Below are 24,845 nucleotides of genomic sequence, written 5' to 3'. Positions count from 1 at the left end.
CCATGAACACGATCACGCTCGCCTCGAAGCGCCGCAGGGCCGGCCTCGCTGCGAAGCAGCGGAAACAGGCACTGCGAACGGCCGCCTTCATGTCGCCCTGGCTGATCGGCTTCGCGGTCTTCTTCGCGTACCCGCTGATCTCGACCGTCTACTTCTCGTTCATGCACTACGACGGCTTCAAGCCGCCGACGTGGAGCGGAACGAAGAACTGGACGTACGTCTTCGAGCACTACCCGCTCTTCTGGCCCGCCCTGCGCAACACCCTGTGGCTGGTCCTGATCATGGTGACGCTCCGGGTCGTCTTCGGACTCGGTGCGGGTCTGCTCATCACGAAGATCAAGACGGGCGCGGGTGTCTTCCGCACCCTCTTCTACCTGCCCTACCTCGCCCCGCCGGTGGCGGCGACGATGGCCTTCGCCTTCCTGCTCAACCCCGGTACGGGACCGGTCAACTCGATCCTGGAGAAGGCGGGCGTCCCGGCGCCGGGCTGGTTCAACGACCCCGCCTGGTCCAAGCCGGCCCTGACCCTGCTGGCGCTGTGGGGCATCGGCGACCTCATGGTCATCTTCATGGCCGCGCTGCTCGACGTGCCGACGGAGCAGTACGAGGCGGCCGAGCTGGACGGCGCGTCGGCGTGGCAGCGGTTCCGCTACGTCACCCTGCCGAACATCTCCCCGATCGTGATGTTCGCCGTGGTCACCGGCGTGATCCAGACGATGCAGTACTACACGCAGCCGCTGATCGCGGGGAAGGTCGCCTCCGGTGTGATCCAGGGCGCGGGCACCCAGTTCGAGCCCGGCTACCCCGACAAGTCCACGCTCACCCTCCCCCAGCTCGTCTACAACCTCGGCTTCCAGCGCTTCGACTACGGCTCGGCCTGTGTGGTGGCTCTGGTGCTGTTCGCCCTGTCGATGGTGTTCACCGCGTTCCTGATGCGGCGCCGGGGCGGTCTCATCCAGGCAGGTGACTGACCATGACCCACGTACTGGACCAGCCGGTGAAGCCGGCGCCGCAGGTGTCCGGGGCGGAGCGGACCGCCCGCCGCCGGGCGCTGCTCGAATGGATCGCCGTCCACTGCCTGGGGATCGCCGCCGCGCTGTTCTTCACGCTCCCCTTCGTGTTCGTGTTCCTGACCTCCCTGATGAGCGACACCCAGGCGCTCAGCCGGGACCTGATCCCGCACACCTGGGCGTGGGGCAACTACAAGAAGGTCTTCGACACGCCCGGCTTCCTGACCTGGTGGAAGAACACCCTGATCTACGCCGGTCTCGGCACCGTGCTGACCGTGGTGTCCTCCATCCCGGTGGCGTACGCGCTCGCGAAGTTCCGCTTCCGGGGCCGCAACCTGTCACTCATGCTGGTGATCTCGATGATGATGCTGCCACCGCAGGTGATCATCATCCCGATGTACCTGTTCTGGGCGAAGCAGCTGGACCTGTCGGGCACGCTGTGGCCGCTGATCATCCCGATGGCGTTCGGGGACGCGTTCTCCATCTTCCTGCTGCGCCAGTTCCTGATGACGATCCCGAACGAGTACGTCGACGCGGCGAAGGTGGACGGCTGCGGTGACCTGCGGACCCTGCTGCGGATCGTTCTGCCGATGGCGAAGCCGGGCATCGCCGCCGTCGCCCTCTTCCAGTTCTTCTACGCCTGGAACGACTACTTCGGCCCCCAGATCTACGCCTCGGAGAACCCCGGCGCCTGGACCCTCTCCTACGGCCTGGAGTCCTTCAAGGGTGCGCACCACACCGACTGGAACCTCACCATGGCCGCGACCGTGCTGGTCATGGCCCCCGTGATCCTCGTGTTCTTCTTCGCCCAGAAGGCGTTCGTGGAGGGCGTCACGCTCACCGGAGTGAAGGGTTAACCACGTATGAAACTCACCGTGGTCGGCGGAGGCTCGACCTACACCCCCGAACTCATCGACGGCTTCGCGCGCCTCAGGGACACCCTGCCCGTCGAGGAACTGGTGCTCGTGGACCCGGCGGCCGAACGCCTGGAGCTGGTGGGCGGCCTGGCCCGCCGGATCTTCGCAAGGCTGGGCCACCCGGGCCGGATCGTCACCACCTCCGACCTGGACGCGGGCGTCGAGGGCGCCGACGCCGTGCTGCTCCAGCTCCGCGTCGGCGGCCAGGCGGCCCGTCAGCAGGACGAGACCTGGCCCCTGGAGTGCGGCTGCATCGGACAGGAGACGACCGGCGCGGGCGGCCTCGCCAAGGCACTGCGCACGGTCCCGGTCGTTCTCGACATCGCCGAACGCGTCCGCCGCACCAACCCCCGTGCCTGGATCATCGACTTCACCAACCCGGTCGGTATCGTCACCCGTGCCCTGCTCCAGGCGGGCCACCGCGCGGTGGGCCTGTGCAACGTGGCGATCGGCTTCCAGCGCAAGTTCGCGGCGATGCTGGGCACCGACCCGAAGGACGTCCACCTGGACCACGTGGGCCTGAACCACCTCACCTGGGAGACGGGGGTGCGCCTGGGCGGCCCCGAGGGCGCGAACGTCCTGCCCAAGCTCCTGGCCGAGAACGGCGACGCCATCGCCGACGACCTGCGCCTGCCCCGCCCCCTCGTGGACCGCCTGGGCGTGGTCCCCTCGTACTACCTGCGCTACTACTACGCGCACGACGCGGTGGTACGAGAACTGCGCACGAAGCCCTCCCGGGCGGCGGAAGTCGCCGCGATGGAACACGAGTTGCTGACGATGTACGGCGACCCGGCCCTGGCCGAGAAGCCGGCGCTGCTGGCCAGGCGCGGCGGCGCCTTCTACTCGGAGGCCGCGGTGGACCTGGCGGCAGCCCTGCTGGGCAGTGCGGGAAGCCCGTACCAGGTGGTGAACACGCTCAACAAGGGCACGCTGCCGTTCCTGCCGGACGACGCGGTGATCGAGGTCCAGGCGGCGGTCGGTCCGACGGGCCCGGTGCCGTTGCCGGTCCCGGACCTGGACCCGCTGTACGCGGGCCTGGTGGCGAACGTGACGACGTACGAGGACCTGGCCCTGGAGGCGGCGCTGCGCGGCGGCCGGGACCGCGTCTTCAGAGCGCTGCTGGCCCACCCCCTGATCGGCCAGTACGAGTACGCCGACACCCTCACCGACCGACTGATCGCGCACAACCGGGAGCACCTGGCGTGGGCCTGACCGCACCTGAATCCGGGAGTGTTCTCGCCATCGACGCGGGCAACAGCAAGACCGACGTGGCCGTGGTCACCGCCGGCGGCGAGGTCCTGGCCACGGCCCGCGGCGGCGGCTTCCGCCCTCCGGCGGTGGGCGTCGAGGCAGCGATGGACGCCCTCGCCGACCCGGTCACGCGGGCCCTCTCGGCCGCGGGCCTGCCCGCCGCCGCGCACGTCTCCGCCTGCCTGGCCAACGCCGATCTGCCGGTCGAGGAGGAGCGGTTGGCGACCGCGCTGCACGCGCGCGCGTGGGGCATCTCGGTGGAGGTCCGCAACGACACCTTCGCGATCCTGCGGGCGGGCGTGGCCGAGCCCCGGGGTGTGGCCGTGGTGTGCGGCGCGGGCATCAACTGCGTCGGCATGCGCCCCGACGGCCGTACCGCCCGCTTCCCGGCGATCGGCCGCATCTCCGGCGACTGGGGCGGCGGTTGGGGCCTGGCCGAGGAGGCCCTCTGGTACGCGGCCCGGGCCGAGGACGGCCGAGGCGAGCCGACGGCGCTGTCCCGCACCCTCCCCGCCCACTTCGGCCTCTCCTCCATGTACGCCCTGATCGAGGCGCTGCACCTGGAGCACGTCGAACACGGCCGCCGCCACGAACTGACCCCCGTCCTCTTCGAGACGGCCGCACAGGGCGACCCGGTCGCCCGCTCCATCGTGCACCGCCTCGCGGAGGAGGTCGCGACGATGGCCACGGTCGCCCTCACCCGCCTCGACCTCCTCACCGAGGAGACCCCCGTCCTCCTGGGCGGCAGCGTCCTGACCGCCGGCCACGCCCAACTGGACGACGGCATCCAGGACCTGCTGTCCGCCCGCGCCCCCAAGGCCGACATCCGGGTGGTGACGGCCGGCCCGGTACTGGGCGCGGCACTCCTGGGGCTGGACCGGCTGGGGGCGGGGGCGGGGGCGCGGGAGCGGGCTCGGGCCTACTGGGAGAGGGGGGACTGAGAGAGATGCCCGCCGGGTCGCGTTCGACACCCAGCACGTCGCCCGCGGCCCGCGGCCACAGTCACTGCTCACCGTCGACGCGTACGGCCTTTTCGAGGAGTGTGAACGACTTGGGTGCGCCGCCCGGCTGTGGTTTGCCCGCCTTGCGGCCGACGATCCGGTAGCCGGCGTTCAGGTAGTACTTGTTCAGGGGCGCGTTGCCGGCCAGGCAGTCCAGGCGCACCCACGCCCGCCCCGCCTCGGCCACGCGGCGCTCCGCGGCGCGCAGCAGCAGTCGCCCGGTCCCGGGTGGGGCGCTGCTGCGGTTCACCATCAGGCGGTGGACGTAACCGGCTACCGGCGGCTGCGCTCCCCAGGCGTCCTCGTCCTCCCACCACAGCTCCCAGGCCCCGGCCAGACGGCCGTCGGCTTCCGCGAGCCAGACCTCTCCGCACTCCATGATCCGACGGAAGTGGCCCTCGTCCAGCTCGCCCGGTCGCCACTGGCCGGTGATGCCCTGAGCCAGCATCCAGCGCGCGGCATCGTCGCGCAGGCGAACGACGGAGGCGAGGTCGGCATCGTCGGCGAGACGGAAGCGTATGTCCTTCACGTCACGATCTTCGCAGGGATGGAACGGCCCTGGGTTTCAGGCTCGTCCGACGGTGCTAGCCGTCGCTGCCGTCCAGGTAGAGACAGAAGGGATGCCCGGCCGGCTCGAGCAGGACCCTGACGTTGTCCTGCGGCTGGTGGCCGGCCTCTCGGGCGCCGAGATCCAGGGCGTGGGCCACCGCGGACGGCAGGTTCGTCACCTCGAAGTCGAGGTGCATGGTGATGCGTTGGGCGTCCTCGCGGGCGGGCCAGACCGGGGGGACGTAGTCGTCCGCGCGCTGGAAGGCGAGGTGGGCCACGCCTTCTGGTGGGGTGATGGCCGCTCCGTCGGGGTCCTGTTCGGCGATCTCCCAGCCGAGGAGTTCGGAGTAGAAGCGGGCGAGGGCGTGCGGGGCGGGTGCTTCGAGGACCACGCCCCACCAGTCGTGGCGTGACATGCGGGGGGAGCCGGGGTCGTGGCTCGGTCGTCCGTGCATGTCGGCGAAGGGTACAAGCGGTGTCGAGGGTTACCGGGGGAACCGATCCGCCGCACCCGGCGTGTTCATCAGCGGGGGGTGGTGCGGCCAGCGCCCCGCGCCGTCACGCCGTGGGTTGCGCTGCGATCCGATCAAGATCGAGTGAAGGCTGGTGCGGATGACGGTCCGGGCGGTGATACTTGGCGGCGAACGGATGACCATGGGGGAGGTCAAGTGACACACCCGCCGAAGAGCAGCGCGGCGCCGCCACCGGTGGGTCCCGCCATGCCCGCCATCCCCTCCCAGCCCGGCTCACCCGCACGGGTGGGCCCGCCCCCGGCCCCTCGTCGTACCGCCTTCGCCGAAGGTGTCGAGCAGGTGCGGGCCGCCGCGACCACCGAGCCGGGGCGGCTGCGGATCATCGGGGCCGTCCTCGCGCTGCTCGTCGTCGCGTTCGGCGCGGTCACCGCCTGGCAGACCTCCGAGCGGGCGGCCGCCGCCGACGACGTGCTGCACCGCAGCCAGCCGCTCAGTTCCGGCGCGGCCGGCATCTACCGCTCGCTGGCCGACGCCAACACGGCCGCCTCCAGCGGGTTCCTGGCCGGCGGGCAGGAGACCGCGGACTCGCGCGACCGGTACGAGAAGGACATCCGTACGGCCGCCGCGGGACTCGTCAAGGCCGCCGCCAACGCGGAGCCCGGCTCCCCCTCCGAAGCGACCATCGCCAAACTGAACCGGCTGCTGCCCGAGTACAAGGGGCTCATCGAGCGGGCCCGGACCTACAACCGCCAGGGGTATCCGGTCGGCGGCGCCTATCTGCGGTACGCCAACGAGAAGATGCAGAAGGAGATGCTCCCGGCCGCGGAGGATCTCTACACGAAGGAGAACCAGCGGCTCGATGCCGACTATGCGGACGCGACGCCGTACCCGTGGGCGGCGATCGCGCTCGGCGTGCTCGCGCTGGCCGCGCTCGGCTGGGCCCAGCACCGTACGTACCGGCGCACCAACCGCGTCCTCAACCACGGCCTGGTCGCCGCCACCGCCGCCACCGGCGTGGTGCTGCTGTGGCTGGTCGTCGGGCACGCCGTCGCGCGCTCGGGCCTGGGCGGCTCGTACGACCACGGCATCCGCTCGCTGAAGGTCCTGCACGACGCGCGGATCGCCTCCCTCAAGGCGCGCGGCAACGAGAACCTGAGCCTGGTGGCGCGCGGCGCCGAGACGGTCACGGTCGGCGGACAGTCGTACGACGCGTACTACTACGACTTCGACAAGGACATGACCGTGCTCGGCAAGGGCCTCACCGAGGCCGGCCGGCTCGCCGACGACCAGACGGGCACCAAGCCGGTCAAGGCCGCCGAGGGCAACATGGCGGTGTGGAAGAAGCGTCACACCTCCGCCCGCACCGAGGACGAGAACGGCAACTACCAGCAGGCGCTGGACATGGTGATCGGCGACAAGGGCGCGACCGGTGAGTGCTTCGACAGCGTCGACCGCAATCTCGCCCTGGCCATCGACCACGAGCAGGCCGAGTTCAAGCAGGCCGCCGGGGACGGACGGGACGCGATGACCGGGCTGCCCGTCGGCGCCGCCGTCCTGGCGGTCCTCGGCGCCGCGGGCGCGGTCGCCGGCATCGGACGCAGGCTTTCGGAGTACCGGTGATCGGGGGCAGGACGATGTACGCAGCACGTGCACGGGCCTCCCTGCGGGGCTGGGGCGGAGTCGGCGCGATGGCGGTGCTGTGCGCCCTGGCGCTGGCGTTCGTCCTGCTGCTGCCGCGGACCCAGGAGCCTCAGCAGGGCGGGCGCACGGCCGGCCCGGGAGTGGCCGAGGCCGGCCAGGCGCGGGCCTCGGACTGCAAGGACTCGGACGCGCAGAAGCAGACGCTGTCCCCGTCCGGCGCCGACGGGCCGACCATCGACGCCATCAAGTCCCGTACGGGCGCCAAGCGCAAGCTGGTCGTCGGCGTCGACCAGAACAGCTACCACTGGGGCTACCGCAACCCGAACACCAGGGGGGCGGAGCTGGAGGGCTTCGACATCGACCTGGTGCACCGGATCGCCGCGGACATCCTCGGTGACCCGGACGCGGTGCAGTTCAAGGCGATACCGACCAGCCAGCGCATCTTTGCCATCCAGGACGGCCGGGTCGACATGGTCGTGCGCACGATGACCATCACCTGCCAGCGGCTCGGCGAAGTCGCCTTCTCCGCCCCGTACTTCAAGACCGGACAGCAGGTGCTGGCGCCCAAGTCCTCGTCGATCACGGGGTACGACGACACGCTCGCGCACAAGAGGATCTGCACGGCGTCCGGTTCCACCGCCTACCTGAAGCTGAAGGCCGACCGGGACAAGGGCACCCTGCCCGCCTCCACCGACATCTCCACCACCGTCCCCAACCAGCTCGACTGCCTGGTCCGGCTGCAGCTCGGTGAGGTCGACGCGGTCGTCACCGACGGCGCGCTCGCCGCGAGCCAGGCCGCCCAGGACCCGACGGTCGAGCTGAAGGGCGCGGCGTTCACCACCGAGTACTACGGCGTGGCGATGAAGAAGGACGCCGACGATCTGGTACGCCGGGTCAATCGCATCCTGGTGGGCTACCGCGGGAGCGGCTGGCAGGCGTCGTACGACAGATGGCTGTCGGCCACACTGGGCGAGGACTCGGGAGCGTCCAAGCCGCCGACCCCGGAGTACCTGCGCAGGAGCTGACCCCCGCCCCCGACCAGAACCCGTCCAAGGCCAACCACACAGCAGCGAGAGGTGATCGATGGGCGTCACGGACCCCGCCGGGCCGGTGATGGACCGGGACGAGGTGGACCGTGCGCTGGCGCGGCTCGGCGCCGAGCACGAGGCGATCGAGACCTCGCTGCTCGCCCTCCAGGACCACGCGGGCCGCAGACTCCTGGAAGGCGCCGAACTGACCGGCGTCACCAGGGACCGCTGGGCGGCCACGGAGGCGTCGATCACCCTGCTGTGGGCGTACTTCGACGCCTACACGGCCGCGCTGCGCTCCGCCCGGGAGATCCGCGCCCGGCGCCGCTGGTCCAGCCGTGAGGACCTGGTGGAGCTGACCGAACTGCTGCGCGGCGACTCCGTCACCGTGCCCGGCGGTGCCGCCACGCTCGTGACCGCCGGCAAGCTCAGCGAGAGTTTCTCGCTCGGCACCCTGGTCGACCGGATGAACGAGCTGTACGCGTCCTCGCTGGACCTGGTCGTCACCGCAGACGCCGTCTGGTCGGCGCTGCCCGCCCGGATCGATTTACTCGCCGCGGAACTCCAGCGCACCCGCAAGCTCGCGCACTCCGTCGGCGTACGCCCCGGTGAGCACCCGGCCGGTGACGACCTGGAGCGCATCACCCGCACGCTGACCCGGCTGCGCGAGGACGTGGTCTCGGACCCGCTCGCCTTCTGGGTGCCTGCGGAGGGCAGTTCGGCGCCGGGCGGCGGCCGCCCGGACACCACGGTGTACGACCGTGAGGCGCGCGCCCTGGAGGACGTACGCCGGGAGATCGACGCCGTGCTGACCGTCCGTCAGGACGCGGAGGCCCGGCTGATCCGGCTGCGGGACGTGCTCTCCCGCGCGGACCGCACCCTCGCCGAGGCGCGCACCGCGCGCGGTGAGGTGCTCGCCAAGATCGCCGCGACCGAGGTGCCCGTCGTCAGCGGGCCGCCGACCGCGCTGCAGGAACAGCTGGCGACCGCGGCCGAGTACCGGCGGCAGGCGCAGTGGCACCGGCTCTCCCCGCTCCTGGAGTCCCTGGAGCAGAAGGCCGAGGACGAACTGCTGCGTGCCCGCGAGTCGTTGACGGCGGTCACCGCGCCGCTCGCGGTCCGCGCCGAGCTGCGCGGCCGCCTGGACGCGTACAAGGCGAAGGTCGCCCGGCACGGGCTGGCCGAGGATCCGCTGCTGATGGAGCGGTACGACGCCGCCCGGCGCATGCTGTGGAGCGCGCCGTGCGACCTGCGGGTGGCCGAACAGGCCGTGCTGCGCTACCAGCAGACGGCGGCCGAACAGCTCGGCGCATCGAGGATTCCCCAGCAGGGCGAACCTCAGGACCGTAGGAGTGAGTCGTCATGAGTCAGGCACAGCGGGCGTGCCAGCGGCCGGGCTGCGAGGGGTCGTACGAGGACGTCGGCGGCGGTGAACTGTACTGCGACACCTGCGGCCTCGCCCCCGTCGTCTCGGCGACCGGCCTGGTCGGGTCGCCGCCCACCGGGATCACCAGTGGCGGCAAGGGCTCGGCGAGCGGCGGCAGTTCGCGCAGCTCGCGTACGTCGTCGCAGTCGTCCAGGTCGCGGCGCTCGGTGTCCGGGCGGCTCTCGCGCTCCCTGTCGGGCAGGTCCACCGGCCGCTCGGTGTCCGTGCGCAGCTCCGGCTCCTCCTCCGGCGCCTCCTCGCGGGGGCGGCTGGGCGCCGGTCTCGTCTCGGTGCCGCAGGTGCCGCGGCCCGACCCGCGCGCGATGGTGCTGGAGAACCCGGAGGTGCCCGAGCGGAAGCGGTTCTGCTCGCGCTCCGACTGCGGTGCTCCCGTGGGCCGGGCGCGCGGTGACCGGCCGGGGCGCACGGAAGGGTTCTGCACCAAGTGCGGGCACCCGTACTCGTTCGTGCCCAAGCTGCGGGCCGGGGACATCGTGCACGGCCAGTACGAGGTCGCGGGCTGCCTCGCGCACGGCGGCCTGGGCTGGATCTACCTCGCCGTGGACCGGGCCGTGTCCGACCGGTGGGTGGTGCTCAAGGGTCTGCTGGACACCGGCGACCAGGACGCGATGGCGGCCGCGATCTCCGAGCGGCGGTTCCTCGCGGAGATCGAGCACGCCAACATCGTGCGGATCTACAACTTCGTGGAGCACCTCGACCAGCGCACCGGCTCCCTCGACGGCTACATCGTCATGGAGTACGTCGGCGGCAAGTCGCTGAAGGAGATCGCCAACGCCCGCCGCACACCGGACGGCCGGCGCGATCCGCTGCCGGTGGAGCAGGCGTGCGCCTACGGCATCGAGGCCCTTGAGGCGCTCGGCCATCTGCACAGCCGCAACCTGCTGTACTGCGACTTCAAGGTCGACAACGCCATCCAGACCGAGGACCAGCTCAAGCTGATCGACATGGGCGCGGTGCGCCGCATGGACGACGACGAGTCGGCGATCTACGGCACGGTGGGCTACCAGGCGCCCGAGGTCGCCGAGGTCGGCCCGTCGGTGGCGAGCGACCTGTACACGGTGGGCCGTACCCTCGAGGTGCTCACCTTCGACTTCCAGGGCTACACGAACGTCTTCGTGGACTCCCTGCCCGACCCGGACAACATCGAGGTCTTCCGCCGGTACGAGTCCTTCTACCGGCTCCTGGTCCGCGCCACCGACCCCGACCCGGCCCGCCGGTTCGCCTCCGCGCAGGAGATGGCGGAGCAGCTGACCGGGGTCCTGCGCGAGGTCGTCTCGCTGCAGACCGGGCAGGCCCGGCCCGCGCTGTCGACGCTGCTCGGGCCCGAAGTGAAGGTCACGGACAGCGAGTTGTTCCCCAAGCTGGACGGGGACGTGTCCCGGCTCGGGGCGCGGCAGGTGCACGGCACCCGGCCCGCCCCCGCGCTGCCCCCGGCGTCGATCGTCAAGCCGGTCGACACCCCCGCCGCCGCCCTCGCCCTGCCCGTCCCGCTGGTCGACCCGGGCGACCCCAACGCCGGTTTCCTGGCCGGCCTGATGGCGTCCGCGCCGGCCGAGCTGATCAGCGCGCTGGACGCGGCGCCCGCGCAGACCGTCGAGACCCGGCTGCGGCAGATCCGGGCCAGGCTGGAGAGCGGCGACCACCAGGCCGCGCTGATGGCGCTGGCCAAGCTGGACGAGGAACGGCCCGACGACTGGCGGGTGGTGTGGTACCGGGGCGTGGCCGCCCTGGTCACCGGCGACTTCGAGGGCGCGGCGCTCTCCTTCGACGCGATCTACGACGCCTTCCCCGGCGAGGCCGCGCCCAAGCTGGCGCTCGGCCTGTGCGCGGAGGTGCTCGGCCAGCTGGACAACGCGGCCGAGTACTACGGCCTGGTGTGGGCGACCGACCCGAGCTTCGTCAGCGCGGCCTTCGGGCTGGCCCGGGTGCAGCTCGCGGCCGGGGACCGGCACGGTGCCGTGCGGACCCTGGAGTCGGTGCCGGAGTCCTCCATCCACTACACGGCCGCCCGGGTCGCCGCGGTCCGGGCGCGGCTCAGACAGCGCACGGCGAGCCCCGCGGACGTACCGTTCCTGGACGACCTGACGGCCGCCGCCGGCCAGGTCGAGGCGCTGGACGCGTACGGCCTGGACCCGGCCCGGCGCGAGCAGTTGGCGGCCGAAGTGCTCGGCAGCGCGCTGGACTGGATACTCTCCACAGGGCAGGGCACCGACCGACCCACCGCCGGCGGACGGGTGTTGCTCGGCAGCGGTCTGGACGAGCGGGGCCTCCGCTTCGGACTGGAGCGCGCGTACCGCACGCTGGCCCGGCTGGCGCCCGGCGGCGAGGAGAGGATCGAACTGGTGGAACGGGCCAACCGTTACCGCCCCCGGACGTGGGTGTAGTTGATGTCGCAGATGCCCCAGCAGGCCGCACGGTCGAAGTGCCCGAGCTGCGCGGAGCCGCTCGAGTCGGGTGACCTGTTCTGCGGCGCGTGCGGATACGACCTCTCCGTCGTGCCCGTACCGCCGCAGGACCATCCGACGCTCACCATGACCGGCTCCCCCGCGCCCGGGGACGGCGTGGGCTGGCCCGCCACCGAGCCGGCCGGCTCCGGCAGCGCCCAGGGCGAGGTGCATCTGCCGGCCGATCTGCCCGGCACCGACTCGGGCGGCAAGCCCCTGCACGCCCAGGAGCCGGACGCCCCCGGTGTCCGCTTCGACCGGCCCCCGGAGCCCGACGAGTACCCGCTGCAGGCGCCGGACCCGCGTGCGGCGGCCGCCGCCGTGCCGGAGGAGCCCCAGCCGGTCTGTGTGGCCTGCCGGGCGGGCCGGGTGGACAGCGACGGCTACTGCGAGAACTGCGGGCACGCCCAGCCCCGCGAACGCGACCACATGGAGCGGGAGTCGGGCCCGGTCGCCGCGGTCAGCGACCGCGGTCTGCGCCACCACCGCAACGAGGACGCCTTCACCGTCGGCCACACCGCGCTGCCGGACGGCTCCCCCGCCGCCCTGGCGATCGTCTGCGACGGCGTGTCCTCGGCGACCCGCCCGGACGACGCCTCCGCGGCCGCCGCGCAGGCGGCCGGTGACATCCTGCTGGCCGCCCTGCCGCGCGGCACCCACCCGCAGCAGGCGATGCACGAGGCGATCGTGGCCGCCGCCCAGGCCGTCAACGCGCTGGCCGAGGAGCCCGCCGCGGACCGCGAACACGCCCCGCACCAGAACGCCCCGGCATGCACCATCGTCGGCGCGATCGTCACCTCGGGGCTGCTGGTGGTCGGCTGGGTCGGCGACAGCCGCGCCTACTGGGTGCCGGCGGACCGCGGCGCGCCCGCGGCCCGGTTGACCGAGGACGACTCCTGGGCGGCGCAGATGGTCGCGGCCGGCCTGATGAACGAGGCGGAGGCGTACGCCGACGAGCGCGCCCACGCGATCACCGGCTGGCTCGGCGCGGACGCCTACGAACTGGAGCCGCACACCGCCTCCTTCAAGCCGGACCGGCCCGGTGTCGTGGTGGTGTGCACCGACGGCCTGTGGAACTACGCGGAGACGGCCGAGGAGATGTCCGAGGCCGTACCGGCCGACGCGGCCGAGCGGCCGCTGCACAGCGCCCGCGTTCTGGTCGGCCACGCCCTGGACGGCGGGGGCCACGACAACGTAACAGTGGCCGTCGTGCCGTTCCCGACGCCGCCGCAGGGGGCAGGATCGGCCTGAGGCCGTACAGAACGGGCAAGCCTCGGCGGACCGGAGGGGACCGGTCCGTCCACACGCATTTGCTCCGCTTCAGCGGGGTGTCCAAGGGGGATCTGAACCAACATGGCCAATTTCGCGAAGTCCCACGCGCCACAGTTCTCGGTCGACGTCTACCAGAACGAGTACCTGCCCGAGGGCGGCCGTGAGGTCAACGCCATCGTCACGGTGACGGCGACAGGGGGCGGCACCACCGGGACCGCGGTCGCCGCACCCGTGTTCGCACCGGGTCGCGGGCCCTCGGCCGCTGTGGCGATCATGGTCGACTGCTCGGGCTCCATGGACTACCCGCCGACAAAGATGCGCAACGCCCGGGACGCCACGGCCGCCGCGATCGACACCCTGCGCGACGGCACGCACTTCGCGGTGATCGGCGGCACGCACGTCGCCAAGGAGGTCTACCCGGGCTCCGGGCGGCTCGCGGTCGCCGACGCCCGTACCCGCGAGGAGGCCAAGCAGGCGCTGCGCCGGCTCAGCGCGGGCGGCGGTACGGCCATCGGCACCTGGCTGCGGCTGGCCGACCGGCTGCTGTCCTCGGCGGACGTGGCCATCCGGCACGGCATCCTGCTCACCGACGGACGCAACGAGCACGAGTCGCCGGAGGACCTCCGGGCCGCGCTGGACGAGTGTGCCGGGCGGTTCACCTGTGACGCGCGCGGCGTGGGCACCGACTGGGAAGTGAAAGAAGTCACAGGCATCGCCTCCGCGCTGCTCGGCACCGCCGACATCGTCGCCGACCCGGCCGGACTGGCCGCCGACTTCACGCGGATGATGGAGACGGCGATGGGCAAGGAGGTCGCCGACGTCGCCCTGCGGGTGTGGACCCCGGTGGGTACGACCATCAGGTTCGTCAAGCAAGTCGCGCCCACGGTGGAGGAGTTGACCGGCCGGCGCACGGAGGCCGGACCCCGGGCCGGGGACTACCCCACCGGGTCCTGGGGCGACGAGTCCCGCGACTACCACCTGTGCGTCGAGGTCCCGGCGGCCGGTCTCGGCCAGGAGATGCTCGCCGCCCGGGTCTCGCTGGTCATCCCACAAGCGGACGGAACGGCACAGAACCTCGGCGCCCAGGGGCTCGTACGGGCCGTGTGGACCGACGACATGACGGCCTCGACCTCGATCAACCCCCAAGTCGCCCACTACACCGGGCAGGCCGAACTGGCACAAGCCATCCAGCAGGGGCTCGATCTTCGCAAAGCGGGCGATTTCGATGGAGCAACGGCCAAACTGGGCCGCGCTGTTCAGCTCGCGAGTGCCTCCGGGAACGCCGATACTGCGAAACTGCTTGCGAAGGTGGTGGACGTGGTCGATGCCGCGACAGGTACTGTGCGACTGAAGACGAAGGTCGAGGAGGCCGACGAGATGACTCTCGAGACACGGTCCACAAAGACTGTTCGTGTAAAGAAGTAGTGACCCGGCAGTACCGAGTAGGACCTGAAGGAGAGGGGGAAGCGCCGACATGCCGACCTGCCCGAACGGACACCAGTCGGGTTCCGACGACTGGTGCGAGGTCTGCGGTCACCGCATGGCCGGTGCCGTACCTCCGCCCCCGCCGCCGCCCCCGGCCGCCGGCGGCTACGGCTTCCCGCCCCCGCAGGGCACCCAGGCCGGCGGCCGCCTGCAGGGGTCCGGTGCGCCCGAGCCGGAGCTGTGCCCGCAGTGCCGTACGCCCCGCGAGGGCGGCGCACCCTTCTGCGAGGAGTGCCGGTGGAACTTCCTGACCAACACGGCCACCTCCTACACGCCGGCAGCGCCGCGCCCGGCCCAGCCGCGCTTCCAGCCGCCGAGCGCGACGTACGGCGGCGGTGACTCGTACGAGTACCAGGGCTCTCGGCCCTCGCAGGTGAACCGGCCCGCCGAGCCGATCCCGTCGTTCGGCAGCGAACCCTCGGGCCCGACGCCGTTCGCCGGCGAGCGCGGCCCGTCCGGCCCACCGCCCACCGCGGGCGGCCCGGGCGGCTTCGGCGGCGACCAGCGTCCGTCCGGCCCCCCGTCGGGCTTCGGCGGCGGTCAGGGTCAGGGCGGTCCTGGCGGCCCCGGCGGTCCTTCGGGCTTCGGCGGCGGTCAGGGCCAGGGGGGCCCGGGTGGTCCCGGTGGCCCGTCCGGCTTCGGCTCTGGCCCGGGACAGGGTCAGGGTGGCCCCGGCGGCCCCTCCGGCTTCGGCGGCGGTCAGGGCCAGGGTGGCCCCGGCCCCTCCGGCTTCGGTGGCGGTCAGGGCCAGGGTGGCCCCGGCGGCCCCTCCGGCTTCGGTGGCGGTCAGGGCCAGGGTGGCCCCGGCGGCCCCTCCGGCCCGCCGCCCTTCGGCCGTGAGCCCTCCGGTCCTGGTGGCCCCGGTGGCCCCTCCGGCTTCGGCGGCGACCCGTCGCGTCCGGTTCCGCCGCCGCCCGGGCCGACCCCGCCCGCCGGTCCCGGCGGCACGGCCGGTGGTGCGCCGCAGGCCTTCCAGCAGTCCGGGCCGCCCGCGCCGCCCGCGTTCCCGCGGGAGACCGGTCGGCCCCCGGCCGGCGGTCCGGCCTTCGGCGGCGGTGACGACGACTGGGTGATCCCCCCGCCGTCGGCCGGGAGCCCCGGTGGCCCCGGCGGTACCGGTGGCCCCGGCGGCGGACAGGGCGGCGGCTACGGCTACCCGCCGCCCGGCGCCACCCAGGCTCCGCCCGGACCCGGCTTCCCGCCGGCGCCGCAGGGTCCCACGACGTGGATCGCCACCATCGGCCCGGACCGCGACTACTTCATGGCGATGATGCACCGCTCCGGCCCCGAGGCCGCGGGCCTGAACCTGCCCGCGTACTCGCCCGAGCAGCAGCGCACGCTCAGCGGCAACCAGGTCACCATCGGCCGTCGTCGGCACTCCACCGGCGACACCCCCGACATCGACCTGTCGGTGCCGCCGGAGGACCCGGGCGTCTCGCACCAGCACGCGGTGCTGGTCCAGCAGCCGGACGGCACTTGGGCGGTCGTCGACCAGAACTCGACGAACGGCACCACGGTCAACGGCTCGGACGAACCGATCCAGCCGTTCGTGCCGGTGCCGCTGCAGGACGGCGACCGGGTGCACGTGGGCGCCTGGACGACGATCACCGTCCGCCGGGGCTGAACCGAGACTGAGCCGGACGGCTAAGGGAGGGGCCAGGTGTACGGCCCCTCCGGGTCGTCCAGCCACGCCCACACGCGCTCGCCGCTGACCGTGACGCCGTACCGTGCGCGGTCCGGTCTGCCCTCGCGCTCCCACAGGGCGTGGGCCTCCTGCGGGTCGAAGGAGCCGCGGGTCAGGGCGAGCAGAAAGCAGAACAGCTCGTGCTCGCGGGCCGGGCGCGGCAGCCCGTGCAGGGACATCGCACCGGGGTCCGCCCGGCCCGCGCCCCGCAGCGGCACGAAGTAGGCGGCCTCGGACAGGAAACGGCCCTCGGCGTGCCCGGCGTCGGAGACGGCGAGGACGAGCAGCCCGGTCGCGAACGGGGTCAGGATGCGGGCGCCAGGGCTGCACTGGTCGAGCCAGGCGCGCGGCACCGTGGACAGCGTGCAGGTGGCGATGATCCGGTCGAACGGGGCTCGTTCGGGCACCCCGCGCGCGCCGTCGCCGGTGACGGCCACCGGGTGGTACCCGGCCGCGGCCAGGTGCTGCCGGGCCGACTCGGTGATCTCCGGCTCCAGATCGACGGTGGTGACGAGGCCGTCGTCGCCGAGCCGGTGCGCGAGCAGTGCCGCGTTGTACCCCGTCCCGGCGCCCACCTCCAGGACCCGGTTGCCGTCCTCGACCCGCAGGTCGACCAGCATCCTCGCCATGAGCGAGGGCTGGCTGCTGGAGGAGAGCAGCTCGCCGTCGCGCAGCCGGGTGGCCAGCGGGGTGTCGGCGTAGGCACCGAACACCCAGCGTCTGCGGTCCTCGGGGTCCGGACTCTCCCGCCAGCGGCGCTCGTAGCCGTCCCTGACGCCGACGTAGTAGTACGGCACGAACAGGTGCCGGGGCACCTCCGAGAACGCCTGCCGCCACACCCGGTCCTCGTCCCAGACCCCCTCGGCGTCGATCTCCCGCACCAGCGCGGCCCGCGCCACGGCGGCGAGCACGTCGATCTCGGTGTCGTAGGCGCCCATATGTCCACAGTAGGGCCGCCCGTGCCCACAGCAGGGCTGCCGGCGCAGGACCGGTCCCAAGGCTTGAGTCCTGGGTCACCCCGTCTGAGACCATGGACGGGTGAAAGAGATTCGGCGCGGCACGCTTCAGGAGCAGACCTTCTACGAGCAGGTCGGCGGGGAGGAGACCTTCCGCCGGCTCGTCCACCGTTTCTACGAGGGAGTCGCCGAGGACCCGCTCCTCAGGCCGATGTACCCGGAGGAGGACCTGGGCCCGGCCGAGGAGCGGCTGGCCCTGTTCCTGATGCAGTACTGGGGCGGCCCCACCACCTACAGCGACAACCGCGGTCACCCCCGGCTGCGGATGCGGCACGCCCCGTTCACCGTGGACCGGGCCGCGCACGACGCCTGGCTGAGGCACATGCGGGTGGCCGTCGACGAGCTCGGGCTCTCCGAGGAGCACGAGACGACGCTGTGGAACTACCTGACGTACGCGGCCCAGTCGATGGTGAACACCCCCGAATGACCCGCTGAACGCCGGAATCCGGTCGTCCGGCTCCGGAATCCGGTCACGATCCGGTATAGACCGATCGAGAAGCGCTTACCCGCGAGCCGTCACCTCTGCCAGCATCGCCCAAAGGTCTGGAAGTCCGGACGACACGGGGGCAGGGTGACGGGGTTCGTCTTTGCACGCGCGCGGGCGCATCGCCTGCTGCTCGGCTCCACCCTGCTCACGGTGCTGCTCACCACCGCGGTGCTGGCGACGCTCACGGCGTACTCGGGCGCGATCGGGGACGCGGCGCTGCGCCATGTGCTGAACGACCCGCGCAACGCGGCCGCCACCTCGCTGACCGTGAAGGCCGAGGTACCGGCGGACGGGCGTGCAGCCGCCGACACCGCCGTACGACAGGGCGCGCGCCGGACCTTCGACGGGTTACCGGTGACCGTGCGGACGCTGCGCCGCTCGGGCCCGTACGCTCTGCCCCGCTCGCTGCAGCCGCCCGCCGAGCGGTCGGGCAACCCGGATCTGACCTTCTTCGCCGCGCCGGACCGCACGCAGGTGCGGCCGGTCGCCGGCCGGCTTCCCGGCCGGACGGGCGGCGAGATCGAGGTGGCACTCCCCCAGGCGGCCGCCCGGCCGCTCGGCCTGAAGCCCGGCGACCACCTCACCCTGGCCGACCGGCTGGGCGAGGGGACGGTCCGGGTACGCGTCAGCGGGCTGTACCGGCCCGTGTCGGCGAACGCGCCGTACTGGCAGCTGGACGACCTGCTCGGGCGCGGTGTGAAGGAGTCCGGCTTCACGACGTACGGGCCGCTGCTCGCCGACCCCTCGGTACTCGCCGACGGACGGGTGAGCACCGGGCCGACGGCCTGGCTGGCGTCGGCCGACTTCGGCTCGGTGACGACCGGGCGGATCGGGGCGCTGCGGGACGCGGCGCGGACCGGGAGCACGGCGCTGCGCACGTCCCACGCCCTGAGCGGGGTGACCGCGTCGACGACCTCGCTGCCGGACGTCCTGGACCGGGCCGACCGCTCGCTGCTGGTCTCCCGCTCGACCCTGCTGATCGTCGCGCTCCAGCTGGTGCTGCTCGCCGGGTACGCGCTGCTGCTGGTGGCCCGGCTGCTCGGCGCCGAACGGGCGGCCGAGACAAGGCTGCTCAGGGCGCGGGGCGCCTCCCGTGCCCGGATCGCGGCCCTCGCCGCGGCCGAGTCGCTGCTGCTCGCCCTCCCGGCGGCCGTCGGCGCGCCCCTGCTCGCCGGACCGCTCACCACCCTGCTGACCACTCACGGCCCGCTGTCCCACCTCGGCCTGCGGCTGGATCTTCCGCCCGGCGGCAGCCCCGGCGTCTGGCTGGTGGCGACCGCCGTGGCCCTGGGCTGCGCGCTGACGGTGACACCACCGGCGCTGACGGGGGCAGAGACGGAGCGGCGCGGACGGCGGGCGGAGCCGGGCCGGGCACGACGACCGCTCATCTCCCGCTTCGGGAAGGGCCGTTCGGGAGTCTCCCCCGGCGGCTCCCGCCCGCGCGCCCGCCGCACCGGCGCCGGTCTGCTCCCGACCCCGCTCCGCGCCGGGGGCGACCTGGGCCTGCTCGCCGTGGCCGCGGTGGCCTACTGGCAGTTGGCACAGCAGGACTCGGGGAGTGTCGCCGCCGACCGGTCGGGGGCGCTCAGGGTGGATCCCCTGCTGGTCGCCGCGCCGGCGCTGGCGCTGCTCGCCGGGACCGTGCTGACGCTGCGGCTGCTGCCGCCCGTGGCGCGGCTCGCCGAGCGGTGGGCGGCGGCCGGGCGGGGGCTGCCGATGGCGCTGGCCGGCTGGCAGTTCAGCCGCCGTACCGCACGCGCCGCGGGCCCGGTGCTGCTGCTCGTGCTGGCCGTCGCGCTCGGCATGCTGGCCATCGGGCAGGCGTCCTCCTGGGACCGCTCGCAGGAGGACCAGGCCGACTTCCGTGCCGGAGTGCCGGTGCGGGTGCTGTCCGCGGGGGACGGGGAACTCGGCCGTACGGACGTGTACGCGGCACTGCCGCACGTACGCGCGGCCGTCCCCGCCGCACGCGCCGAGGAGCCGCTGTCCGGCGACCGTACGGCGACCGTGCTGGCCATGGACACCGCGCACGCGGGCGACGCGCTGCTGATGCGCCCGGACCTGGCTGCCGTACCGGTGAAGCCGCTGCTGGCCGCGCTGACGCCGAAGGACTCCCCGGCCGGGACCCGGGTGCCGGCGCACACCGCGCGGCTGCGGCTGACGGCGAGCCTGCACAGCTCGGCCGGACCCGGGACGACCGCCGACGTCACGGTCGGGCTCGAGGACCGGTCCGGGGTGCCGTACCAGGTGCCGTTCGGCCGGCTCCCCGCCGACGGCCGCCCGCACACCCTCGCCCTCGACCTCGGCTCCGCCCCCGGTCCGGCGATCCTCACCGCGCTCCAGCTGGACATGCCCCAGCCGGCCGCGCGGGCCGAACAACACCGGCTCACGTTCCGCGATCTGACCGCCGAAGGGAGCGACGGGTCCCGGCGCCCGCTGGCGCTGCCCGCGTCCTGGACCACGGCCGTGCACACCGGCGGCGCGGCCGTCACGACCCCCGCCACCAGCCCCACCCGGCCCCGGATCGTCTCCACCCGGCCGCTGGCCGTCTCCTACCGCACCGGATACCTCCCGGACGCGGACAGCTTGACCGTCGCGACCCTGTCCGTCCAGCTGCAGGTGGTGCGTCCCGCACCGCCCGAGGTGACGGCCGTCGCCACCGACCGGTTCCTGGACTCGGCGGGCGCCCGCACCGGGCAGCGCGTGGACGTACAGGTCGGCGACCAGAGCATCCCGGTGCGGATCGTCCGGGCGGTGCGCACGCTGCCCACGACCGGCGCCTCGGGCAGCCATGACGGCGGCGCCGTACTGGTCGATCTGCGGGCCGCGAACCGGGCGTTGCAGGCGCGGTACGGGGAGAGCCTCACGCCCACCGAGTGGTGGCTGCGCACCGCTCCGGGCCACGCGGCCCAGGTCGCCGCCGCGGTGCGGGCGTTGCCGGACGTCCTCGACCCGGGGCAGGTGGTGGTCCGGGACGAGATCGCCGCCGAGCTGCGTGACGACCCCTTCGGTGCCGGGCCGACGGCCGCGTTCGCCGCGGCGGCCGTGGTGGCGGCGGCCCTCGCCGCGGTCGGCTTCGCGGTGGGCGCCGCCGGGTCGCTGCGGGCGCGCGAGGCGGACTTCGCCGTGCTGCGCGCCCTCGGCGCCCCACGCCGTCGGCTGACCCGCACGGTCGCCGCCGAGCAGGCCGTCCTGGTGGGCCTGGCCCTGACGGTGGGCGTCGCCCTCGGCACCGTACTGGCCCGTGGGGTGCTCCCGTTGATCGTCCTGACCGGCGACGCCACCCGCCCCGTGCCCGGACTGCTGGTCCAACTCCCGCCCGGCCGCGTGGCGTTGCTGCTGGCGGCCGTCGCGGTTGCTCCGCTCGCGGTCTCGGTGGTGGCGGCCCTGCGCCGGGCGGATCCGGCGCGGGCGCTGCGCGAACAGAGGGGTGAGTGACGTGAGTTCCGTGCCCGCCGTGGTCGCTCCCTGGGTGCGCACCCGGCTGCGGGTCGCGCCCGGTGCCGCGCTCGCGCTGGCGCTGCTGGTCGTGGTGACCGCCTGTCTGGCGGGGGCCTTTCCGCGGGCGGTCGACCGGTACGAGGACGCGGGCCTGCGGCACTCCGTCCACCAGGCCCGTCCCGAGCGCACCACCGTGCGGGCGACGGCGACGCGGTATGACATGTCCGACGAGGCCCCGGACAGCGTGCTCCGCCCCACCGTCCTGAAGCGGCACTACCGGCGGCTGCTGACCACCGTCGGTGACTTCCTGTCCGTCGACCGCGCCCAGTCGGCGTACGGGGTCGCGACCGACAAGCCCACAGCGGTGTTCGATCCGTGGATCCCGCGGCCGAGCGGCGTGCCTGCCAAGGTCTCGCTCATCGCCCAGAGCGGCCTGTCCGGGCACGCGAGCGTCCGCGAGGGCCGGCTGCCGCGCGCCTCGGGCCCGGTGGACGCGGCTTCGCTTGAGGTGGAGGCCGCCGTCACCGCCGCCACCGCCAAAAGCCTGCACATCAAGGTGGGTTCGGTCATCCATGTGCCGGGCGTCGTCCGTGGCCCGCTCGCCGTCCGGATCACCGGCATCCTAGTCCCGCACGACCCGGCCGGTGCCTACTGGTCGACGGTTCCCCTGCTGCGCACGCCCGAGCTGGCCCGGGTGCCGGACCCGGGCCCGCCGCAGAACTACTGGCTCGGCGCGCTCCTGCTCCCCCAGGAGGCGGCTCCGGTCCTCGCGGCCACCGGCGCGAGCCCCAGCCCCTTCCGCTACTGGTACTTCGCTCCTCGCCTCGACGGCCTGCGCGCCCACGACCTCGATCGTCTGAAGTCCGCAGTCGCCTCACTGGAGTCCGGCCCCGGCCTCCGGCACGCCCGCGCCTCCACCGGTCCGGCCCTGGACGTCACCACCGGCCTCGACGACGCCCTCACCTCCTTCTCCAGGCTGCGCTCGGGCATCTCCCCGCTGGTCGCGGTGGCCGCCGTCGGCACCGCCGCGGTCGCCGTCGTCGTCCTGCTCATGGCGGGCGGGCTGGCCGCCGACCGCCGTCGCACCGAACTCGCGCTGCTCCGCGCCCGGGGCGCCTCACTGCCCGGCCTCACCGGCCGGCTGCTGGCCGAGACCGCCGTGGTCGCCGTACCCGCGGGCGCGGCCGGCCTGGCCGCCGCGCTCCTCCTCTTCCCCGGCGCCCGTACCGGTCCCGCCGTGGCCGCCGCCCTGGCCGTCACGCTCACCGCCTGCGCCGCTCTCCCGCTGCGCACCGCGCTCGCCCACCGCGCGGTACGGGTGACGGCCGCGCGGGAGGACGTGACGGCGGTACGGCCCTCCCGGCGCCGCACGGTGGCCGAGCTGACCCTGCTGGCCCTGGCGGCCGGGGCAGTGGCGACCCTGCGCCGCAGCGGGACGTCGGCCGGTCAACTGGTTTCCCTGGCCCCGGTGCTGACCGGCGTCATCGCGGCCCTGCTGCTGCTTCGCCTCCATCCCCTGCTGCTGCGCTGCCTGGGCCGCCCGGCGGGGCGGCTGCGCGGGGCGGTGGGCCATCTGTCCCTGGCCCGCGCGGGACGTGCCCAGGCCTTTGCGGTACTGCCCCTGCTGGCCCTGCTGACCGCGCTGACCACGGCGGCCTTCGGCGGCTCGGTCCTGGCCGGCGTGGCCGAGGCCCGGGACCGCGCGGCCCTGCTCACCGTCGGGGCCGACGCCCGCATGGACGCGACCACCCCGCTCCCGGCGGACCTGGCCGCCCGGGTACGCGCGCTGCCCGGGGTGCGCGGGGTGGCGGCGGCGAGCATCACGTACGAGGCGAAGCCACTGGACGGGGAGGACACGGTACCGCTGGTCGGGGTGGACCCCGCCGCGTACGGCCGGTTGGCGGCCGACACCGGCCTCGGGACCTTCCCGGCAGGCGAGTTGAAGAACGCGAAGACGCTCCCCGCCCTCGCCTCCCCCGCCATCGCCCGCGCGTACGGCACCCGACGCCCCTTCCTGGTACGGCTGGAGGACGGCAGCGCCGTCACCGTCCGGATCACCACCGTCCTCGACCGCACCCCGGCCGTGCCCGGCGCCGACTTCCTGATCGTGAACCGCGCCGGGCTCCCGGACGCGGCCGTCCGCCCCACGACACTGCTGCTGACCGGCGCCCGCCTGAACGCGGACGCGCTGCGCCGCGCGGCCCCCGCCTCGGTCACGGTGCAGACCCTGGCCGAGGTGCGGTCCCGGTACGCCGACTCGCCCCTGCAGACCGGCGCCGGGCACGTCTACACGGCGGCGGTGGCCGCGGGCGCCGGCTTCGCCGTCCTCGCCCTGCTCCTCGCGCTGCTGCGGGCGGCACCCGAACGGGCCGCGCTCCTCGCCCGCCTGCGCACGATGGGCCTCACCCGCGCCCAGGGCCGCCGCCTCCTCGTCCTGGAGTCCCTCCCCCAGGCCCTCCTCGCCGCGGCCGGCGGCACCCTGACCGGCTGGACCGCCATCCATCTCCTCTCCCCCGGCATCGACCTCACCACCGTCGCCCTGACCTCCGCCCAGCCCGGCGTGAACGCGGCCACCCTGCACCCGGACCCCTGGTCACTGACGGCACCGGCGATCACGGTGGTCGTGCTGACGGTGGGGGTTGCGGGGGCCCAGGCGTGGTGGACGGGGAGACGGGGGTCGGTGCGGGAGTTGCGGGCGGGGGAGAGCCGATGAGCGTTCAGGGCAACCATTCAGGAGACCCCATGACAGCCGATCCCACCCTCACCGACCTCGCCAACCAGGTCGCCGAGACCCGCAACCGCCCCGCCTACGGCCACGACGCCCTGATCACCTGCGACCGCCTCGTCCGCATCTTCTCCGCGGACGGCGTGGAGGTGCAGGCCCTCCAGGGCCTCGACCTCCTCGTCCGCGAGGGCGAGCTGATGGCCCTGGTCGGCGCCTCGGGCAGCGGCAAGTCCACCCTCATGAACATCCTCGCCGGCCTGGACACCCCCACCGCGGGCGCCGCCCGCGTCGCCGGCCGCGACCTGCTCACCATGACCGCGAAGGACCGCCTCGCCTACCGCCGCGAGGTCGTCGGCTTCGTCTGGCAGCAGACCTCCCGCAACCTGCTCCCCTACCTCACCGCGGCCCAGAACGTCGCCCTCCCCCTCCAGCTGTCCGGCACCCGCACCCACCGCCGCGTCCGCACCGAACGCGCCCTGGAACTCCTGGAGTTGCTTCAGGTGGCCGACTGCCGCGACCGCCACCCGCACGAGATGTCCGGCGGCCAGCAGCAGCGCACCGCGATCGCCGTGGCCCTCTCGAACGCCCCCGCGGTCCTCCTCGCCGACGAACCCACCGGCGAGCTCGACTCCCAGACCGGCGCGCAGATCTTCGACGCGTTCCGCGCCGCGAACGAGACCCTCGGCACCACCATCGTCATCGTCACCCACGACCAGGCGGTGGCCGGCGAGGTCCGCCGCACGGTCGCCATCCGCGACGGCCGCACCTCCACCGAGGTGCTGCGCCGCAGCGAGGTGGACGCCACGACGGGCCACGAGACCGTGGTCGCCCGCGAGTACGCCATGCTCGACCGCGCGGGCCGCCTCCAGCTGCCCGCCGAGTACACGAGGGCCCTGAACATGCGCGACCGGGTGGCGCTGGAACTGGAGCCGGACCACATCGGAGTGTGGCCCGACGACAGCGAGGAGAAGTAG

Annotated in this window: 19 protein-coding genes; 15 read left to right on the top strand and 4 right to left on the bottom strand. The window is 73.6% G+C overall.

Features of this window, described 5'->3' with window-relative positions; translation table 11 throughout:
- Positions 1–2 precede the first annotated feature (2 nt).
- Genes ACWC5O_RS16600 through ACWC5O_RS16585 form a run of 4 tightly spaced genes read left to right on the top strand, consistent with a single transcriptional unit; the run spans position 3 to position 4,119 of the window.
- Positions 3–971, top strand: coding sequence for a carbohydrate ABC transporter permease (locus ACWC5O_RS16600; RefSeq protein WP_450580614.1), 969 nt, complete (start codon positions 3–5; stop codon positions 969–971).
- Positions 972–973: 2 nt separating this feature from the next.
- Complete coding sequence (locus tag ACWC5O_RS16595; protein WP_450580613.1) at positions 974–1,867, top strand: carbohydrate ABC transporter permease; 894 nt, start codon at positions 974–976, stop codon at positions 1,865–1,867.
- Between the two features lie 6 nt (positions 1,868–1,873).
- On the top strand, positions 1,874–3,139 hold the full coding sequence (locus tag ACWC5O_RS16590; protein ID WP_450580612.1) for a 6-phospho-beta-glucosidase: 1,266 nt from the start codon (positions 1,874–1,876) through the stop codon (positions 3,137–3,139).
- On the top strand, positions 3,130–4,119 hold the full coding sequence (locus ACWC5O_RS16585) for an N-acetylglucosamine kinase (RefSeq protein ID WP_450580611.1): 990 nt from the start codon (positions 3,130–3,132) through the stop codon (positions 4,117–4,119). Before ACWC5O_RS16590 ends, ACWC5O_RS16585 begins: the two co-directional genes overlap by 10 nt.
- Before the next feature lie 61 nt (positions 4,120–4,180).
- Here the strand turns inward: ACWC5O_RS16585 and ACWC5O_RS16580 are convergent, their stop codons facing one another.
- Together ACWC5O_RS16580 and ACWC5O_RS16575 are read right to left on the bottom strand one after the other, a co-directional pair.
- Positions 4,181–4,708, bottom strand: a complete 528-nt coding sequence (locus ACWC5O_RS16580; protein ID WP_450580610.1) for a GNAT family N-acetyltransferase — start codon at positions 4,706–4,708, stop codon at positions 4,181–4,183.
- A gap of 55 nt (positions 4,709–4,763) precedes the next feature.
- On the bottom strand, positions 4,764–5,183 hold the full coding sequence (locus ACWC5O_RS16575; protein ID WP_450580609.1) for a VOC family protein: 420 nt from the start codon (positions 5,181–5,183) through the stop codon (positions 4,764–4,766).
- 264 nt (positions 5,184–5,447) lie between these two features.
- Here ACWC5O_RS16575 and ACWC5O_RS16570 point away from each other — a divergent pair, with 264 nt between their 5' ends.
- From ACWC5O_RS16570 to ACWC5O_RS16560, 3 genes are read left to right on the top strand one after another with little or no spacing between them, the layout of a single operon-like run.
- Positions 5,448–6,821 carry a hypothetical protein gene (locus ACWC5O_RS16570; RefSeq protein WP_450580750.1) on the top strand — a complete coding sequence of 458 codons (1,374 nt, stop codon included), beginning with the start codon at positions 5,448–5,450 and terminating at the stop codon, positions 6,819–6,821.
- A gap of 14 nt (positions 6,822–6,835) precedes the next feature.
- Positions 6,836–7,867, top strand: coding sequence for a glutamate ABC transporter substrate-binding protein (locus ACWC5O_RS16565; protein ID WP_450580608.1), 1,032 nt, complete (start codon positions 6,836–6,838; stop codon positions 7,865–7,867).
- A 58-nt stretch (positions 7,868–7,925) separates the two neighbouring features.
- Entirely contained in the window at positions 7,926–9,236 is a 1,311-nt protein-coding gene (locus ACWC5O_RS16560; RefSeq protein ID WP_450580607.1) for a hypothetical protein, read from the top strand.
- 1 nt (position 9,237) lies between these two features.
- Here ACWC5O_RS16560 and ACWC5O_RS16555 read toward each other — a convergent pair whose 3' ends face one another.
- Positions 9,238–9,504 (bottom strand): hypothetical protein, encoded by a 267-nt coding sequence (locus ACWC5O_RS16555; protein WP_450580606.1) that lies wholly within the window; start codon positions 9,502–9,504, stop codon positions 9,238–9,240.
- Positions 9,505–9,514: 10 nt separating this feature from the next.
- Between ACWC5O_RS16555 and ACWC5O_RS16550 the strand changes: the two genes are divergently transcribed.
- From ACWC5O_RS16550 to ACWC5O_RS16535, 4 genes are all read left to right on the top strand, one after another.
- On the top strand, positions 9,515–11,701 hold the full coding sequence (locus ACWC5O_RS16550) for a tetratricopeptide repeat protein (RefSeq protein WP_450580605.1): 2,187 nt from the start codon (positions 9,515–9,517) through the stop codon (positions 11,699–11,701).
- The gene (locus ACWC5O_RS16545) at positions 11,702–13,012 is read left to right on the top strand and encodes a PP2C family serine/threonine-protein phosphatase (protein WP_450580604.1); all 1,311 of its coding nucleotides are present in this window, start codon (positions 11,702–11,704) and stop codon (positions 13,010–13,012) included. It abuts the gene before it with no gap.
- Between the two features lie 102 nt (positions 13,013–13,114).
- On the top strand, positions 13,115–14,458 hold the full coding sequence (locus tag ACWC5O_RS16540) for a vWA domain-containing protein (protein WP_450580603.1): 1,344 nt from the start codon (positions 13,115–13,117) through the stop codon (positions 14,456–14,458).
- 49 nt (positions 14,459–14,507) lie between these two features.
- Entirely contained in the window at positions 14,508–16,142 is a 1,635-nt protein-coding gene (locus tag ACWC5O_RS16535; protein WP_450781010.1) for an FHA domain-containing protein, read from the top strand.
- Positions 16,143–16,162: 20 nt separating this feature from the next.
- Here ACWC5O_RS16535 and ACWC5O_RS16530 read toward each other — a convergent pair whose 3' ends face one another.
- Entirely contained in the window at positions 16,163–17,140 is a 978-nt protein-coding gene (locus ACWC5O_RS16530) for a methyltransferase domain-containing protein (RefSeq protein WP_450580601.1), read from the bottom strand.
- Between the two features lie 100 nt (positions 17,141–17,240).
- Between ACWC5O_RS16530 and ACWC5O_RS16525 the strand changes: the two genes are divergently transcribed.
- The 4 genes from ACWC5O_RS16525 to ACWC5O_RS16510 all read left to right on the top strand — a co-directional run bounded on the left by ACWC5O_RS16525 (position 17,241) and on the right by ACWC5O_RS16510 (position 24,845).
- Positions 17,241–17,645 (top strand): globin, encoded by a 405-nt coding sequence (locus ACWC5O_RS16525; protein ID WP_450580600.1) that lies wholly within the window; start codon positions 17,241–17,243, stop codon positions 17,643–17,645.
- A 144-nt stretch (positions 17,646–17,789) separates the two neighbouring features.
- The gene (locus tag ACWC5O_RS16520) at positions 17,790–21,143 is read left to right on the top strand and encodes an FtsX-like permease family protein (RefSeq protein WP_450580599.1); all 3,354 of its coding nucleotides are present in this window, start codon (positions 17,790–17,792) and stop codon (positions 21,141–21,143) included.
- 10 nt (positions 21,144–21,153) lie between these two features.
- Complete coding sequence (locus ACWC5O_RS16515) at positions 21,154–23,859, top strand: FtsX-like permease family protein (protein ID WP_450580749.1); 2,706 nt, start codon at positions 21,154–21,156, stop codon at positions 23,857–23,859.
- A gap of 29 nt (positions 23,860–23,888) precedes the next feature.
- Positions 23,889–24,845 (top strand): ABC transporter ATP-binding protein, encoded by a 957-nt coding sequence (locus tag ACWC5O_RS16510; protein ID WP_450580598.1) that lies wholly within the window; start codon positions 23,889–23,891, stop codon positions 24,843–24,845.

It is taken from the genome of Streptomyces sp. NPDC001450, assembly GCF_053597295.1.
This window is presented reverse-complemented; position numbering and strand designations above follow the sequence as displayed.